The organism is Schaalia meyeri, assembly GCF_900105015.1.
Classification (GTDB): Bacteria; Actinomycetota; Actinomycetes; order Actinomycetales; family Actinomycetaceae; genus Pauljensenia; species Pauljensenia meyeri.
In genome coordinates this window covers 224,183-239,195 of the sequence record NZ_FNLK01000012.1, presented here as the reverse complement: position 1 = coordinate 239,195, position 15,013 = coordinate 224,183, and the positions used below count along the sequence as shown (strand labels likewise).

16 protein-coding genes are annotated in these 15,013 nt (G+C 65.7%); 7 read left to right on the top strand and 9 right to left on the bottom strand.

Features of this window, described 5'->3' with window-relative positions:
* Positions 1-370 precede the first annotated feature (370 nt).
* Genes BLT68_RS06505 through BLT68_RS06490 form a run of 4 tightly spaced genes read left to right on the top strand, consistent with a single transcriptional unit; the run spans position 371 to position 4,864 of the window.
* Positions 371-970 carry a PadR family transcriptional regulator gene (locus BLT68_RS06505; protein WP_050695679.1) on the top strand — a complete coding sequence of 200 codons (600 nt, stop codon included), beginning with the start codon at positions 371-373 and terminating at the stop codon, positions 968-970.
* A complete protein-coding gene (locus BLT68_RS06500; protein ID WP_050695886.1) occupies positions 970-1,707 on the top strand; it encodes an ABC transporter ATP-binding protein in 738 nt (245 codons plus the stop codon). The genes BLT68_RS06505 and BLT68_RS06500 overlap by 1 nt, the downstream gene beginning before the upstream one ends.
* A gap of 20 nt (positions 1,708-1,727) precedes the next feature.
* Entirely contained in the window at positions 1,728-4,427 is a 2,700-nt protein-coding gene (locus BLT68_RS06495) for an ABC transporter permease family protein (protein WP_074633328.1), read from the top strand.
* A gap of 14 nt (positions 4,428-4,441) precedes the next feature.
* Entirely contained in the window at positions 4,442-4,864 is a 423-nt protein-coding gene (locus BLT68_RS06490) for an RNA-binding S4 domain-containing protein (protein ID WP_050695681.1), read from the top strand.
* A gap of 109 nt (positions 4,865-4,973) precedes the next feature.
* Here the strand turns inward: BLT68_RS06490 and BLT68_RS06485 are convergent, their stop codons facing one another.
* The 6 genes from BLT68_RS06485 to BLT68_RS06460 all read right to left on the bottom strand — a co-directional run bounded on the left by BLT68_RS06485 (position 4,974) and on the right by BLT68_RS06460 (position 8,804).
* Positions 4,974-5,735 (bottom strand): hypothetical protein, encoded by a 762-nt coding sequence (locus BLT68_RS06485; protein WP_050695682.1) that lies wholly within the window; start codon positions 5,733-5,735, stop codon positions 4,974-4,976.
* Positions 5,732-6,121 carry a DUF2510 domain-containing protein gene (locus BLT68_RS06480; RefSeq protein WP_050695683.1) on the bottom strand — a complete coding sequence of 130 codons (390 nt, stop codon included), beginning with the start codon at positions 6,119-6,121 and terminating at the stop codon, positions 5,732-5,734. Before BLT68_RS06480 ends, BLT68_RS06485 begins: the two co-directional genes overlap by 4 nt.
* A gap of 83 nt (positions 6,122-6,204) precedes the next feature.
* The gene (locus BLT68_RS06475) at positions 6,205-6,900 is read right to left on the bottom strand and encodes a hypothetical protein (RefSeq protein WP_074633326.1); all 696 of its coding nucleotides are present in this window, start codon (positions 6,898-6,900) and stop codon (positions 6,205-6,207) included.
* Positions 6,897-7,463, bottom strand: a complete 567-nt coding sequence (locus BLT68_RS06470; protein WP_074633325.1) for a DUF2510 domain-containing protein — start codon at positions 7,461-7,463, stop codon at positions 6,897-6,899. Before BLT68_RS06470 ends, BLT68_RS06475 begins: the two co-directional genes overlap by 4 nt.
* A gap of 85 nt (positions 7,464-7,548) precedes the next feature.
* Positions 7,549-8,271: a hypothetical protein gene (locus tag BLT68_RS06465; RefSeq protein ID WP_074633324.1), complete on the bottom strand. Its 723-nt coding sequence runs from the start codon at positions 8,269-8,271 to the stop codon at positions 7,549-7,551.
* Complete coding sequence (locus BLT68_RS06460; protein ID WP_050695687.1) at positions 8,268-8,804, bottom strand: DUF2510 domain-containing protein; 537 nt, start codon at positions 8,802-8,804, stop codon at positions 8,268-8,270. Before BLT68_RS06460 ends, BLT68_RS06465 begins: the two co-directional genes overlap by 4 nt.
* Positions 8,805-8,915: 111 nt before the next feature.
* Between BLT68_RS06460 and BLT68_RS06455 the strand changes: the two genes are divergently transcribed.
* On the top strand, positions 8,916-10,490 hold the full coding sequence (locus BLT68_RS06455; RefSeq protein ID WP_074633322.1) for an aspartate:alanine exchanger family transporter: 1,575 nt from the start codon (positions 8,916-8,918) through the stop codon (positions 10,488-10,490).
* 18 nt (positions 10,491-10,508) lie between these two features.
* Complete coding sequence (locus tag BLT68_RS06450) at positions 10,509-11,030, top strand: NUDIX domain-containing protein (protein WP_050695689.1); 522 nt, start codon at positions 10,509-10,511, stop codon at positions 11,028-11,030.
* A gap of 99 nt (positions 11,031-11,129) precedes the next feature.
* Here BLT68_RS06450 and BLT68_RS06445 read toward each other — a convergent pair whose 3' ends face one another.
* Positions 11,130-12,431: a M18 family aminopeptidase gene (locus BLT68_RS06445; RefSeq protein ID WP_074633321.1), complete on the bottom strand. Its 1,302-nt coding sequence runs from the start codon at positions 12,429-12,431 to the stop codon at positions 11,130-11,132.
* Between the two features lie 46 nt (positions 12,432-12,477).
* Between BLT68_RS06445 and BLT68_RS06440 the strand changes: the two genes are divergently transcribed.
* The gene (locus BLT68_RS06440) at positions 12,478-13,317 is read left to right on the top strand and encodes an aldo/keto reductase (protein WP_083332389.1); all 840 of its coding nucleotides are present in this window, start codon (positions 12,478-12,480) and stop codon (positions 13,315-13,317) included.
* A gap of 600 nt (positions 13,318-13,917) precedes the next feature.
* On the opposite strand, the gene BLT68_RS06435 is transcribed toward BLT68_RS06440, so the two are convergent.
* Both BLT68_RS06435 and BLT68_RS06430 read right to left on the bottom strand, forming a co-directional pair.
* Positions 13,918-14,373, bottom strand: coding sequence for a GNAT family N-acetyltransferase (locus tag BLT68_RS06435; RefSeq protein ID WP_050695692.1), 456 nt, complete (start codon positions 14,371-14,373; stop codon positions 13,918-13,920).
* A gap of 185 nt (positions 14,374-14,558) precedes the next feature.
* Positions 14,559-14,942, bottom strand: coding sequence for a VOC family protein (locus BLT68_RS06430; RefSeq protein WP_050695693.1), 384 nt, complete (start codon positions 14,940-14,942; stop codon positions 14,559-14,561).
* Positions 14,943-15,013 lie beyond the last annotated feature (71 nt).

The following is a 15,013-nucleotide window of genomic DNA, read 5'->3' as shown; positions in this document are numbered from 1 at the left end:
AGACTATCGGGTGATATTATTCGTTTTGTCTCGGTGGTCAAATGAGTTTCCAGGGTCGATTGGGGCAGTTTTTGGTGAGTTGTCTCGGATCTGACGCAGCTTCTGACCGGGTGAGCGAAAAGTGTCGGAATCTTGCCGAAAGAACAGTCATGACCGTCTGCAATACGGTTGAAACTTTAATCCTCTCAGGGGTTAATAATCCTCGATGTGGCTCGGTATGGCCCAAAATTGCAGGAGGCTCCTTCTAACCACTCGGTAGGGATTTTGTTAGGTAGCCCACCGTGAATTCTCCACTCCATCCACGAAATTGGCGTACGATGGATACCGTTCAACTACGATCGCCTACGCGGCACACAACGAACGGAGAGTTATGTCGGTTCGCAATGCACTGCTGGCACTCGTTGCTCAGCAGCCCGCGGGTGTCTACCGCTTGAAGCAGATGTTCGAGGAACAGACGTGCGGGGCATGGCCGCTCAATATCGGCCAGGTTTACCAGACGATGCAGCGCCTTGAGCGCGACGGCCAGGTGGTGTCCCACGCCGAGACCAACGCGGGCCGCGATTCTGAGGTCTTTGAGCTGACCGATGTTGGTCGCGAGGTCCTCAACGCATGGTGGTCCACCCCCGTTCCGCGTGAGCATCCCGAACGTGACGAGCTGGTCATGAAGCTCGCGGTGGCCGCCGCTGACCCTACGGTTGATGTCGAGTCCATGATCCAGACCCAGCGCCGCTCGACCCTGGGGTCTCTGCGCGACGTTACCCGCCTGAAGGCCTCGGCCGACGAGGGCGAGCTCGCGTGGAAGCTGATCCTCGAGCGTCACATTTTCGACCTTGAGGCGGAACTCAACTGGCTTGACCACATCGAGTCCGGGGCAGTCTCTGAGGCCGCGCGACGCGCAGCCTTCGCCGCCGCCAAGGGCCGCATGATGAATTGGGCTGAGGTCGGTGTCGCGGAGCGCGCCGGGGTGTGATGTACCAGCCTGTTCCGTTACCGATCAGGATGACGGGCGTGGGACATGAGTTCGGCGCCGACGGCATCCGAGTGAGAGCGCTCGACGGGATCGACCTTGAGGTCGCACCCGGCGAGCTTCTCGCTGTTATGGGTCCTTCGGGATCCGGTAAGTCGACGCTGCTGTCGATCGCTGGTGGGCTTGAGCGGCCGACGCGCGGAAACGTCTGCATCAACGGGATCGACATGGCCACGCTGGACGGGGCGCGTCGCGCCGAGGTGCGTCGTCGCTCGATCGGCTACGTCTTTCAGGACTACAATCTGATCCCTTCTCTGTCGGCGCTCGAAAACGTCGAGATGCCGCTCCAGCTGGACGGTGTGAGTCCCGCAAAGGTGCGCGAGGCCGCCATGGCTGCCCTCGAGGAGGTCGGCGTCGCCGACCTCGCGAACCGCTTCCCCGAGCGCCTATCGGGAGGCCAGCGTCAGCGAATCGCCATCGCGCGGGGCCTCGTGGGTAACCGCTCGGTCATTCTTGCCGACGAACCGACCGGAGCGCTCGATTCTCACACCGGCGAACAGATCATGTTGGTGTTGCGTGATCACATAGATGCCGGTGTAGCCGGTATCCTCGTGACTCATGAGGCCCGAATGGCCGCATGGGCAGACCGAACCGTCTTCCTGCGCGATGGTCGCATCGTTGATCGATCACGCGGAGACACGCTGAGGGACCTGCTGGCAGACACAGCACCAAGGATCTGATGAGTCGACTGAACACACGGATGAGGCGATGGGGAGTGGTACTCCGCATCGCCTCTCGTGATGCGCGCCAAAGCTTGGGGCGAACGCTCACCGCCGTCTTTCTTATCTCCCTGCCGATCATCATCGCGATCACCTCCATCACCTTCTGGGACGTAACGACCTCCCAGCGTTACCAGGCCTCGTCCTGGCTGGGCCACGATTCCGCCGTCCAGGCGGTGACGCTGCACCGATCAACGACGGCCCTTGAACAGGACTTCACGGCCGACCGGCTATCCAAAACCGCGTCGGACGAGGAAGTGAGCGTCACCATGGCGACGCTCACCGACTGGGTTCCGACGGGCGACCAGCTGATCGCGGTCGACACCCTGTATCAGCTGCGGCTGACGACCGCGGACGGCACGGGCTTCACGGTCGATTCTGGCACTCAGACCTCCTCCCTGGACGCGCCGCGCGTGGAGGCGGGCGGAAAACACGGCGCCCTCGCCGCGCATCACGCCGTCATCTCGGACGATGTTGCGCGCGCCTTGAACGCTTCCGCGGGAGATGCGCTGAACCTGTCGCTCACGGTCGCAAAGGAACGTGCGACTCAGACCCTGTCGGGCAGCGTCGTCATTGACGCGATCATCGGCGGCACGGGACGCGCGATCATTGGTGACGGCACCCTTGCCATCGATCGCCTGGCGGTCGCCGGACGGACCCAGACGGCCTGGTACGTGACGGGGGCCGTCCCGGTGTCGTGGGCGAAGATCCGCGAGCTCAATGCCTCCGGTTTCTCGGTGCTCTCGCGCGAGGTGCTGGCCAGCCCGCCCGACACCTCGGCCCTGTCCGCACAGATCGCCCAGTACGAAATCCCCCAGACCACGCGAGGAGCCAGCCCCTGGCAGTACCTGCTCTTGGTCGCGGGAATCCTGCTCATTCTCACCGAGATGATCCTGCTCATCTCGCCCCTGTACACGGTGGCCCAGCGCTCCGTCATGCGCACGGCTGCAATGATCGTCGCGAACGGCGGGGACCGCTCCGACGGGCGCCGCCTGACGATCGCGCACGGAGCCCTCATCGGCTTCTACTCTGTGATCTTCTCCGTGATTTTCTCGGCAGTGGCGATGGTGTGGATCGGCGTGTGGTCCGGCCTGGGGATCGGCATCGTGCCCTGGTGGCCGCTGGCCCTGTCGGCGGTGCTGCCGATCCTGCTCTCCCTCGTTGCATCCGTGTCACCAGCGCGCACCTCCTCCCACATCGACACGTCGGCCATCATCGGCGGCCGCGTGTGGGAACCGTCCCGCCTGGTTCGCCGCCGCGTGGTCTATCCGATCGCGCTCCTGACAGGCCTGCCGCTGGTGGGGCTCGCCGCGTGGCTTGGCTCCATCCTGGCCCTGGTCCTGGGCGTTGCGCTGCTCGAGGCCGGCCTCATCGGCTCGATCCCCTACATCTTTACTCGCTGGCGCGCACCGAATCGCCGCGCGTCCATGAGCATGCGTCTCGCGCTGCGCGATGCCGTGCGTAACGGGCACCGCACGTTCCCGGCCATGGCCTCGATCCTGACGACGGTGTTCGTCGCGTGCGGGCTCCTGATCACCCTGTCCTCGTCGAACGAGGCCGGATGGAACTCGCGCCCTCACGTGGGCCAACGCGGGCAGGTGTTCATCTCGACCACCGACAAGACCGACTCGGTGAAGCGCTCACGCGAGCTCCTGAGCGCGGCATACGACGCGGTTGACGGGGAGCGGACGGTCACCTCCGAGGCCATGCTGAACGGCATGGCGTGGAACAGCGGTCCGGGCGGTCCGACGCGCATGGTCGAGGCCGTGTCCCCCGTCGACGGTTCGACCTTTACGCTGGCCCGTGACATGGGCACCATGGCGGAGCTGGACGTCGCCTACATGGTCGACGACGGTACTTTCCTGCGCCAGGCGGGCTACCTCAGCGGGGACGACATGGTGCGTGCGATCGCCACGCTGAACGCCGGAGGGGTGCTGGTGCCCGACCCGACACTGATCGATGGCGCGGGGCAGGCGCAGCTGCGCAGCCTCGACATGACCGATATCGCGGAGGCGAAGGCGGCCGGAGCCAGCGACGATGCGCTGCCGGACGCCCACGTTATGACGACGCAAAAATTCGCAGCCTCGCCGCTCACCCGCGTCAACGTCATGGTGTTGTCTCCGACCGCTGCCTCCCTCCTCGGCCTGCAATCACTGCCACTGGGCCAGTTGGTCAGCATCGAGAAGCCCGTTGGGCCGATCGAGGCACCGGCCTTCCAGGCAACCATCGCCCGTCAGGTCCCCGGAGCATCCGCGCAGGTCATCGTGCCCACGATGCGCTCCCTGGTCCTGCCCTACGTCGCGGCGATCATCGCGATCGTGGCGGCGGGCGCAACGGTCGCGTTGGTCGTCACCCTGTCAGCCTCGGACATGCGACCGGACCTGGACACGCTGGACGCGATCGGAGCGGCCCCCGCGATGCGGCGGCATGTCACCACGTGGCAGGGCATCGTTCTCGCGCTCAACGCGATCCCGACTGCCGTCCTGTCGGGTCTGATCGTCGGCGTCCTGGCCGTCATAACGCTGGCCCGTTCGGGCATCTTCCCGACGCTGGGCACCCTGTGGCCGGTCGTCCCCTGGGGTGCGCTCCTGGGCATGCTGATTGGAATGCCCATCCTGTGCGCGCTGGTCGCCATCGTGTTGACGCCCCACCACCAAAAGCGTATCCGCCGCATCAACTAGCCGTGTGCGCGCCGATGAGTGACACCCCTAAAGCCGTTACGATCCCCGCCGGTGCACTCGCGTCGGCGGGCGTGCGCGTCGATACCTGGCTGTGGGCGACCCGCCAGCTGAAATCGCGCTCCCAAGCCACGGCGGCCGCCCGCGCGGGGCGCGTGTGCGTCAACGGCGAAACAGTCAAGGCCGCGTACAAGCTGCGCGTCGGAGACGAGGTGCGCCTGCGTGTCGAGGGTTTCGACCGCATCCTCGGGGTCGTCCTGCTGCTGGTCAAGCGCGTGTCCTACCCGCAGGCGCGCACCGCCTACGAGGATCGCACGCCGGAGCGCCCCCGCGTCCACATTCCCGTCGCCGTACGAGCCAAGGGGAGTGGGCGCCCCACGAAAAAGGAACGCCGGGAGCTGGACCGGCTGCGCGGGTACGACTCCCACGAGCACTACTGAGCAAAAGGGGTGATCCGCACTCGGCATCGCAGTGGCGCGGGCGTATGCGCCGAGGCGGCGGGGCCGCTGCACACGCGGAGAGATGGGGCTCCGCTAAAGGCTGACAGGACTACTCGTTCGGGAAGAACGAGGATACCCCGAGCCCGTAGTATTCGCCCCAGCTCGAATCGTACGGGACCTCGAAGTCGACAGTGGCCATGCCGGTGGAGTCGAGCGTCACGGTGGCGACGTTCTCGATCTCCTTGTCGGGATTGGCGACGAACATCTTTCGATGGTCGAACCACATCTTAAGCGTTACCGTCGTGGACGAGAACGTGGCGAGCTTGGCCCTGAGGGTGTCGTTCGCCTTGACCTCGACGGTGCAGGACGCGGTTGTGCCCGATTCGGAGATGGAGCACGAGTTAGTTTCCGTGTCGAAGCTGCCTTCCGCCGGGTTGGCGTGGATGAGCTTGACGGCGTTGACGCGCTTAGCGCACTGCTTATCGATGGCGACGCGCACGGTGGTGCTGGCATCGTAGTACTGATCGTAGAGTTCCTCCATTGCGTCGGCGTGCTCGGCCGTGACCTGCTCGCACCAGCGGGGCGCGGCCAGCTGGGCGGCCTGCTCGCGGACGGACCGAGCCTCTTCCCTGGTGTTGCGGGTAGCCGACGCGCGCTGCTGCGTCAGAACAGCCATCGTGATGGTGACCGCCAGGAACACGATGAGGAGGATCGAAGTGACGCAGTTGTAGATGGACATGCCTTTGCTCTTTGCGGGCTTCGATGCCTGGGCGTCGAGCGGGGATGCGCCAAGGCCCACAGCGGCGGGCTTCGTCGAGCCTGCGTCTGTCCTGGCGGGATCGGTTGGCGTGGGGACGTGCTGGTCGCTCACTTGGCGCCCTCCTGGGCCTCTTGAAGCTCACGGTTTGCCTGCATGAGTTCCGTTTCTGCGCGGCTGTAGTCTTTGACTGAAGCCGCGTACATGATCGTTGTAACCAGGGAGCTGACAACAAAGACAACGGCCATGACCGAGGCGAGAACTCCGAAGAGGATCTGTCCGGTCGATGCCCTCCTGTGGGGCACCGTCGCGATGGGGACGAAGCGGACGGGCGCTGCTCCCGTGGGGGTGGCTCCCACCGGCGCTGCAGCCGCCGGAGTGGCGCCAGGGGGCGTGGTCTCCTCTGCGCGGTATTGATCGGTCCACTGGGTGCCGTCCCACCAGCGCAGTTGGGTACTTCCGGCCGGGTCGGCGTACCAGCCTTGGACGGGATTGCTCACGGGAGGCTCCTTTCGCTGAGTTCCGTCGATTCTATGCGAGGATACAAGAGAAATAGTGGAAAGTGGCGCGTCTCGCCGGCGTGCTACAGGTCCGTGGGCCACCACTTGTTCATGGTCGCCACGCACTCGGTGTTCGCCGAGGTTGCGGGATCATAGGGGATGCTCACGGTGAATGGGACGGAGGTGCCCGGAGTGACCGTCACGTTGACGGTCCCCTGGTAGGGGGTCGACGAGTTGAAGCTCGCACCCTTGTCCACCGTGTATCCGAGGATAGTGACGTCGAGAGAACCAAGGGAAGCAACCGCGCTGGACGAATTAATCGCGAAGGTCCCGTTGACCGTGGTGGTCGTCTGGTCGGTCGTGCATTCCCCCATCGTGATGGTGAAGTCCGACGCCGACGCCGCGCGCTGGGCATTTGTCAGCGTCTCCTTCTTGCTGCACTCGTCGTGGATGGCGTCCTTGACCGCTTGAGTCGCAGAATCGTAGGTCTTGATGGCGTCGCGGATCGAGGAAGCGGAATCGCGGGTGACGGAGTCGCACCATGCCTTCGCGTCCTCGCGGACGCTCGTCCCGTCCAGGCGAGCCTTCGCGTCCGTGATCTGCTGGTCGACCCCCGCCTTATCGGACTGGGCACGCGTGGCCTGGGCCTCGTACACCGTGGACGAGTGGGAGCGCCACGCGTTGATACCGCCGACCACGGCGGATAAGACGATGAAGATGACGGCAAGGATAGCGCCCGCTACGGTGGCAGCGCGCAGGGGTGCGGGTGCTGCGCTCACTTTTGGGCCTCCTCGATCTGACGGTTGATGTCATCGAGCGTGGACTGGGCTGCGTCCAGTTCGCTCCGCGCTGTCTCGGCGCGTCTCTTTGCGTCCTCGTGAATGCGTCCGCTGGGGCCCAGGTGGGACCAGGCGACGACGAGGACCGCGATGAAGACCGCGACCAGCATCCAGGAGGCGGCGCAGCCGAGTGCCCACTTGAGCACACCGGATCGTTTCGGTGCCTCCTCGGCACTTTCCGTTTCCTCGGCGTTCGCACCTGTGAGCACCGAGGCCGTGATCGTGTCCCACGGGGAGGGCCCCTCGGGTGTGGGATCGGCGACTGCCGAGGCGCTCGCCTCGCGAGCGGGATCGTGCGTGGAAACTCGCTCCCGGTCGAATCCGGGCTGCGCCTCAACGCGGGATGAGGCTGCTGGCTCGCCTGCGTCGGGAATGCGGGGCTCGTTGGCCGGGGTTTGCCCCTCGTAGGATTCGACGTACTCCGTCCAGGCGTGCCCGTCCCACCAGCGCAGCTGTCCGGCTCCGCTGGGATCGGCGTACCAGCCTTCCGCGGGTTCGCTCATCGTGGATCCCTCTCCCGTGTCGTATAAAAACCATGGGTCTGGTCAGGAAGTCTAGTTGTCCGGGGAATCGCGGGCAACAATCGGACTAGACTCCGCTTGGCCACAACCCCGTGGGCCGAACCGTGCAAATTGCCTCGTCGAACGAGGGGGCGGGGACATTCGACGAGTACGTCCCCTGTCCCCCCGGAGGAATGGTGACCGTGACGCGGTCGGCGGGCTTGTCGGCTAAAGTGGGTTCGCCGCGTGTGATGTAGATATCGAAATTCACGTCGAAGCTACCGAGCGCTGAGAGGGTGGGAGCCGACAGCTGCACGCGTCCGGTCACGGACACGGTGTTTCCCGAAATCGAGCAGTCCACATCCCCCGTGACGAGATTCTTCTTGTAATCCTTCTTGTACCCCTCTGCGAATTCCTTCTTCTGTGGGCAGATCTGGGCGATCACATCGCGCCGCGTTTGGGGCATGGACGCCAGGGCGCTCGCGTTCTTGTGGATGGTGTCCAAGCTCGGATCGGCGCTCGTGAAGCCGTCACACCATTCCTGCGCCTGCTTCTTGTTGCTGGCCTCCGTAACCTGAGTGCGTACGGTCGCGATCTGCGTTTCGACGTCCTTAGCCTGATTGCGCAGCGACTGAGCCTCGTTCCTCGCCTGCTCGGCCTGCTGCTTGTGAGAATGGCTACCGAGCTGCAAGGCCACCGAGGCGACCAGCAGGCACACGGCGATCAGGGCACCGACGATCGTTAAAACCTTCGGGGCGGCAGAGGGGGACGCGGACGTTGGCCGAGGCGTCGTCGTGGGAACATAGCTCACTGTTGCGCCTCCTGGAGCTCGCGCTGAGCGTCCTCGAGTTCGGACTTGGATCGGTCGAGTTCCACCTGCGCGTTGTTGCGCTCATTCTCCGCCTCGGACAGGTCGTTCCCGCTGGCCCTGTAAGACACTGCGGTGATCAGGGAGGTCACCGTGAGAGCGATGACGGCCACCCAGGCGGCGACCGCTCCGATTGTCCACTTCGAACCGCGCTTTGTGCCGCCGCCGCCCGGCCTCGCCTCCACCGCAAAATCGTCTCTGGCGTGGGTGAACTGAGGGGAGACGCCGACCGGATTGTAGGGGTCAGACGAGACCGCCGGTGCCTGCTGGTCGGCCGGCATACGGACGCCCTGCTCCGCCAATGACGCACCCGAGTTTGTCGGCGGGACGGGTGCCTCGCCGTGAGGGGCCGACTGGGGGAACGACTGCTGCGTGGGCACGGGCTGGAACTGGTCGGTCCACGCGCCGCCGTTCCACCAGCGCAGGCGAGTACTGCCCGCGGGGTCGAGATACCATCCGGGTGCTGGTTGAGACATGACCATCCTTTCAGTTTCTCGCACCAGTGTAGCCAATCCGTGAGTTTCATAACGCGCTGAGTCGGGCGGTTGTCTCGGCTACCGAGGAAGGGCACAGGTACCCTGAAAGGCATGGCCGATCTCTTCTCGTCGTCGCCCCTGCTCGCGCTCTTTCTCGTCGTTGCACTGGGGGCGGCGATCGGTGCCATCCGAATCGGTCCCCTGCGCTTCGGCGCGGCGGGCGCGCTCTTCGTCGGGCTGGCGATCTCCGCGATGCATCCCGAGGTCGTCAGCTCCCACATGTCCATCGTCCAGCACATGGGCCTGGCGTTTTTCGTCTACTCTGTTGGCATTTCTGCGGGGGCGACGTTCTTCCACGACCTGCGCAAACAAACGAACCTCCTGGCGCTCACCACGATCGTGTGTGTCGTGGGAGCGCTGACTGCGCTCGTCGGCGGGCGACTGCTCGGCCTGTCCTCCGGCTTGACCTCGGGCCTGTTCACGGGAGCCCTGACCGCGGCCCCCGCCCTGGACACGGCGACGCGGCTCACCGGGGATCCGAACGCCGCGGTCGGCTACGCGTTCGGATACCCGATTGGCGTTATCGTCGGCATCCTCGTCGTCACCATCACGGTCACGAGGCGGTGGCTGGGCCCCAAGGACACCCCTTCCCTGGCAGGCGCCTCCTTGGAAGCGGTCAGCGTCCACGTGACGAAGGCGATTAACACGCGCCAGATCGCCGCGTGGCGTGAGCAGCGCGTTCGATTGTCCTATCTGCGTCGAGACGGCCGCACGCGCGTCATCGCGCCCGGCGAGGACCTGCTGCCCGGCGACCACGTCGTGCTGGTGGGCGACCCCGCTTCTATCGAGGAAACAGCGCCCCTGGTGGGTGACATCCTGGACCACAACCTCGAGGACGATCGCTCCGACCTGGCCTTCGAGCGCATCGTCGTATCGAACCCCGACGTCGCGGGGCGCAGCGTGTCGGAGCTGAACGTCACCAAGCGCTTTGGTGCCGTCATCACCCGCGTGCGCAGGGGCGACCTGGACCTGCTGGCGCGCGACGACCTCGACCTGCAGCTGGGCGACCACGTGGCCGTCGTGGTGCCCACGGACGAACTGGATGACATCGCGCAGTGGCTGGGGGACTCCGAACGGCGCGTCGCCGAAGTGGACGGCATGGCATTCGGTATCGGCATGGTCCTCGGCCTGCTCCTGGGCATCGTGTCCTTCCCGCTCCCCGGCGGACAGGCCTTCCAGCTGGGTGCGGCCGCCGGCCCGCTCATCGTCGGCATGCTCCTGGGTGCCCTGCGCCGCACCGGTCCGCTCGTGTGGACCCTGCCCGCCGCGGCAAACCTGACGATCCGCCAGATCGGCCTCATGCTCTTCCTCGCGGCCCTGGGGCTCAACGCCGGACCGCAGTTCGCCACTCTGCTCGGCAGCCCCGAGGGGTGGCGCGCCGCCCTGCTCGCCGCCATCATGGTCTTCGCCTGCTGCCTGTTTCACGCCTTCGGCAGCAAGCTCATCGGGATCTCCGCCGCGCGCGCTGCCGGAGGAATCGCCGGATTCCTCGGCCAGCCCGCCGTCCTGCAAGCCGCCGACGCCCGTGTCGCCGACGAGCGTATCGAGGCCGCCTACGCGACCCTCTTCGCCTTCGCGATCATCGTGAAGATCCTGCTCCTGCCCGTCATCACATCCTTCCTGTGAGCGGCATAGACTTGCCCCATGGCAACACCCGATTTCGTCCTCGAATTACGTCGTCACATCGGCCACGCGCCCCTCTGGATGCCAGGCACCACGGTCGTCATCATGCGCCCCGCCAGCGGAGTTGCTCCGATCGACTGGCAGAGCCCCATTTCTCCCGAGAGCGTCGAAATCCTGTGCGTGTGCCGCTCCGACAACGGAGCGTGGACGCCCGTCACCGGCATCGTTGACCCCGGCGAGGAACCGGCGCTCGCGGCCGCGCGCGAAGCCAAAGAGGAGGCCGACGTCGTGATCGACGTGCGCCGACTCCTCTCCGTCGAGGTCGTCGGCCCCATCACCTACGACAACGGCGACGTGACGACCTACCTGGACGTCGCATTCGCCGCGGAGTGGGTCAGCGGGCAACCCCGCCCGGCCGACGGGGAGAACACCGAGACCTCGTTCTTTCGCGCCGACCAGCTGCCTGCCATGAATGAACGTTTCACGCGCGCGGTCGCGAAGGCCCTCAGCTGCGTCCCGGATGCCGACTTTCTCTCTTGCTGAGCCCGCGACCAGGGTGCACCGGCCTCGCTGTTCGAAGCGAGGCCGGGGCACCCACATGCCGGCGGCCTGACCGGGACACGCGTGTCGGCCGGTGGGGGCTCACGCGCCGCGCCAGTAAGCCTCCAGCGCAGCCGACAGAGCAAACAGGTCATCCACGTGGCTCATCTCGCGCGCCGAGTGCATCGACAGCAGGCCGACACCCACGTCCACTGTCAAGATACCCAGGCGGGTCGCCGTGATCGGGCCGATCGTTGATCCGCACGGCATCGCGTTGTTGCCCACGAAGCTCTGCGAGGCCACGCCCGCAGCCGCGCACGCGCGATTCCACAGGGCGATGCCCTGGGCGTCCGTCGCGTAGCGCTGCTTCGAATTGATCTTGATGATCGGGCCGCGCCCCATCACCGGACGATTATCCGGGTCGTGGTGTCCCGCGTAGTTAGGGTGCACTGAGTGGGCCGCGTCCGCGCTCACGCAAGACGAAGCGGCGAGCATCCGCTCGTAGCCGTCCTCGTCGCGGCCCAGCGCCGCGGCCGTACGGCGCAACACCGTCTCCAGGATCGGACCCGCCGCGCCCGTGCGCGACTCTGAGCCCACCTCCTCGTGATCGAAACACATGAACACCGTGATGTCCCCCGACTGTGGCGCGTCCGCGGCCAGACGTTCCAAGGCCACCAGGCCGGGGTGCACACTGGAGAGGTTGTCCTGGCGCGAGGCGGCCACGAACTGGCCAATGTCGCCGAAGAAACCCGGGCCCTGGCTGGGGGTGAGGATCAGGTCGAAGGAAGCCACGCCAGAAGCGTCGTCCAGACCCGCCGTGCGGGCCACGTGCTCTAAGAGGTCGCCGCTTGGGTTATCCACAGTCCAGACGGGGTGCAGGTGCTGCTGCGGATCGAGCTTTAGCCCGTCCGGGTTCACGTTCCGATCCAGGTGAATCGCCAGCTGAGGGATGCGGGCAATCGGACCCGTGCGCGCCAGCACGACGGACCCGTCGGTGAGGACCAGGCGGCCCGCCAGCGTCAGCTCGCGATCCAGCCACGAATTCCACATCATGCCGCCGTACACCTCAACGTCAATCTGACCCCACCCGTCCGGGGTGGTCGACTGGACCGAGGGCTTGACCGAAAACGCCGGCGAATCCGTGTGCGCGCCCACGATGCGAAAACCCGCGTCGTCGGCCACACTCGCTGGAACCACCCAGGCGGCCACAGCGCCGTCGCGCACCATGACGTGTCCGCCGGGCGAGGCGTCCCACGGCTGGCGCTCGCAGGCGCGCGTGAAGCCAGCGTCCACCAGGCGCTGCGCCACGACCTCGGCGGCGTGGTAGGGAGAAGGGGAGTCGAGGAGGAAGTGCTGATAGTCCACGGCGTTCGCGTGGACGGCGTCCAATTCTAGCTGTGCCATGCCCCTATGGTAGAACGCGCTGTGCGGGGTGGCCTACGCTATGGGCATGAGTGAGATACCCGCATACACGCTCCTCGACGGCACCCGCGTCCCCGCGATCGCCCTGGGCACCTACAACCTGCGCGGATCCGCGGGAGTAACCGCCATGGTCTCCGGCATTGAGGCCGGATACCGCATGCTCGACAGCGCCTTCAACTACGAGAACGAGGGCGCCCTCGGAGCGGCCGTACGCCGCTGCGGCGTGCCCCGCGAAGAGCTGTGCCTCGTGTCCAAGCTGCCGGGCCGTCACCAGCGTTACGACGAGGCCGTCTACACGCTCGAAGAATCACTGATGCGCGCTGGGCTGGACTATTGGGACATGTACCTGATCCACTGGCCCAACCCCCGACGCGGCCTCTATGCCCAGGCCTTCCAGGCGTTGCTCGACGCGCGCGATCGCGGGCTCATCCGCTCCGTCGGAGTGTGCAACTTCCTGCCCGAACACCTTCAGCGGCTGTATCAGCAGACCGGAGAATACCCCAGCGTCAACCAGATCGAGCTGCATCCCTATTTCCCGCAGCCTGATGCCTTGGCCTTCCACGGACAGGTCGGTATCCGCACCGAGTCCTGGAGCCCGCTGGGCCGCAAGTGGCGAATCGTTGAGGACCCCGCTGTGGTGTCTCTGGCCCAACAGGTGGGGGTGTCACCCGCGCGCCTGATCCTGCGCTGGCACCACCAGCTCGGTGCCCTGCCCCTGCCCAAGTCGGGATCGCCGCAGCGTCAGCGCGAGAACCTGGACATCTTCTCCTTCGAGTTAACGCCCGAGCAGATGGAGGCCATCAGCGTGCTCGCCCGCCCAGACGGCCGTCAGGCCGACCAGGATCCCGCGCGTTACGAGGAGTTCTGATTTCCTGCCTCTTTTGTGTCCGTGGGCGGCGGCCCGCCCGGACATTTGCCACGCTGCCTGCTCGCTGCTCTTCCGCGGGTGGCGGCCTTCTTTGTGTCCGTGGGCGGTGGCCCGCCCGCTCGATCGCCACACGCGAGCCTGACGGCTCGGAGTGATCGATCTCGAAGCCCGGCCAGGCCCCGCCACCGCCCACGAACACCAGCAACCAACCAGGCCCCGCAAGCCACACCAAAGCCTCGCGCAACAACCCCACCCAGGCGATCAGCCGCGCGCATGGGTAGGGCCTATCGAGGCCCCCGCATGAAACCCACACCACCCCCACACCGCCAAAAACCCCAAAATCCAAACCAAATCACCACGCAGGGGCGACCACAGTTTCACCCCCACCCACGAACACCCACAAGCCACGCCACAAATCCTCACGCCGGCCAGCGCCCGGAACGAAGACTCGCACACTAACCCGCTGGGATGCGCGGCGAGCAGCCCCGCCAACGTGCAACCTGGCGGGTTAACGGTGTCAGCCAAACGAGGTGAGGGGAAACTCGATTGGCCGCGGGAGCAGGGACCCACGAACGTTTATACCTCGCCGATGTTCGGGTCTCACTGTTGTTCGAGCGTCACCCTGTACACGTTTGTTTCGCGCAGCTGGAAGCCGGCGCGCTGGTAGAGGCGGTTGGCGGCCTCGCGCGAGGGACGGGAGGTCAGGTCGACGGTGCGTGCTCCGATCCTTTGCGCATGCTTGATGGCGGCGACCACGAGCGCCTGACCGGCGCCCTGACCGCGGGCGGCCTCGTCGACGACGACGTCCTCAACCCACGCGCGCACGCCCGTCGGGATCTCGAAGGTGGCCAGGGACAGCATTCCCAGGATGGGGTACGCGCCGTCAGCGTTGGCCAGGTCGGGACGGAATACGAACAGGTGTACGCCGCTTTGTGCGAGGAAGCGCTCAACGTCGGCGGCGCTCATGGGGGCGGCGGACCGGGAAAGCTGGGGAATCAGGCGCCCCATGGCCTCGTGGACCTCGGGAGTGGCGGCGGTGATCAGTTCGACGGACATGCTTCTCCTAACGTCTGCCTCAAGTGTAGCGGGCGCGGGGCACGTCACAGGCGAGCATGGAAAATTTGGTTTCCATAGTGATTCGCGGAACAGAGGCCTGCGAAAAGAGGCGACGCCCACCGCGCGATGGAGCCCCACGCGGCGCCGGGCAAAATCGTTGTGGTGTTGGGGTAGGGGCGCCCGCATCAGACCGTGATCTCGACCTGATTGTCCTCGATGGCCACGACGCAGCTCTCGTAGTAGCCGTCCCCGGTCGTCCGGGGGCCGCTGACAACGTCATATCCCGCGGCCTTCAGCGTGTCGGTCAGTTCATCGACCGCTTCCTTGCTCCCGACGGAGAAGGCGACGTGGGCGTAGCCCGTGCGATTGAGGTCTTTGTGGTCGTCGGCCATCTGCGGTCTGGTCATGAGCTCCAACCGCGCTCCGTCGTCGAAACTGATGAAGTACGAACGAAAACCGGTGCGTGTGTTGTGGTAGCAGTCGTTGGAGCGTCCGCCCAGGTACCGCACGAAAAAGTCACGAGCGGCCTCAAGATTGTTCACATACATTGCGACGTGTTCGATCCTCACGGCCTGCCTCCTGGGTTTGTTTCGCCTGATGGAAGTGTATCTGCTGCCAAGCGGTGTTGGCCTGTCTCTTA

Excerpts from the sequence above, each read along its gene's own strand:
- BLT68_RS06455 (WP_074633322.1), top strand. The coding sequence starts at position 8,916 with ATGGCCGATCTCTTCTCGTCGTCGCCCCTGCTCGCGCTCTTTCTCGTC.
- BLT68_RS06490 (WP_050695681.1), top strand. The coding sequence starts at position 4,442 with ATGAGTGACACCCCTAAAGCCGTTACGATCCCCGCCGGTGCACTCGCG.
- BLT68_RS06470 (WP_074633325.1), bottom strand. The coding sequence starts at position 7,463 with ATGAGCGAACCCGCGGAAGGCTGGTACGCCGATCCCAGCGGAGCCGGA.
- BLT68_RS06495 (WP_074633328.1), top strand. The coding sequence starts at position 1,728 with ATGAGGCGATGGGGAGTGGTACTCCGCATCGCCTCTCGTGATGCGCGC.
- BLT68_RS06505 (WP_050695679.1), top strand. The coding sequence starts at position 371 with ATGTCGGTTCGCAATGCACTGCTGGCACTCGTTGCTCAGCAGCCCGCG.
- BLT68_RS06450 (WP_050695689.1), top strand. The coding sequence starts at position 10,509 with ATGGCAACACCCGATTTCGTCCTCGAATTACGTCGTCACATCGGCCAC.
- BLT68_RS06500 (WP_050695886.1), top strand. The coding sequence starts at position 970 with ATGTACCAGCCTGTTCCGTTACCGATCAGGATGACGGGCGTGGGACAT.
- BLT68_RS06460 (WP_050695687.1), bottom strand. The coding sequence starts at position 8,804 with ATGTCTCAACCAGCACCCGGATGGTATCTCGACCCCGCGGGCAGTACT.
- BLT68_RS06445 (WP_074633321.1), bottom strand. The coding sequence starts at position 12,431 with ATGGCACAGCTAGAATTGGACGCCGTCCACGCGAACGCCGTGGACTAT.
- BLT68_RS06440 (WP_083332389.1), top strand. The coding sequence starts at position 12,478 with ATGAGTGAGATACCCGCATACACGCTCCTCGACGGCACCCGCGTCCCC.
- BLT68_RS06435 (WP_050695692.1), bottom strand. The coding sequence starts at position 14,373 with ATGTCCGTCGAACTGATCACCGCCGCCACTCCCGAGGTCCACGAGGCC.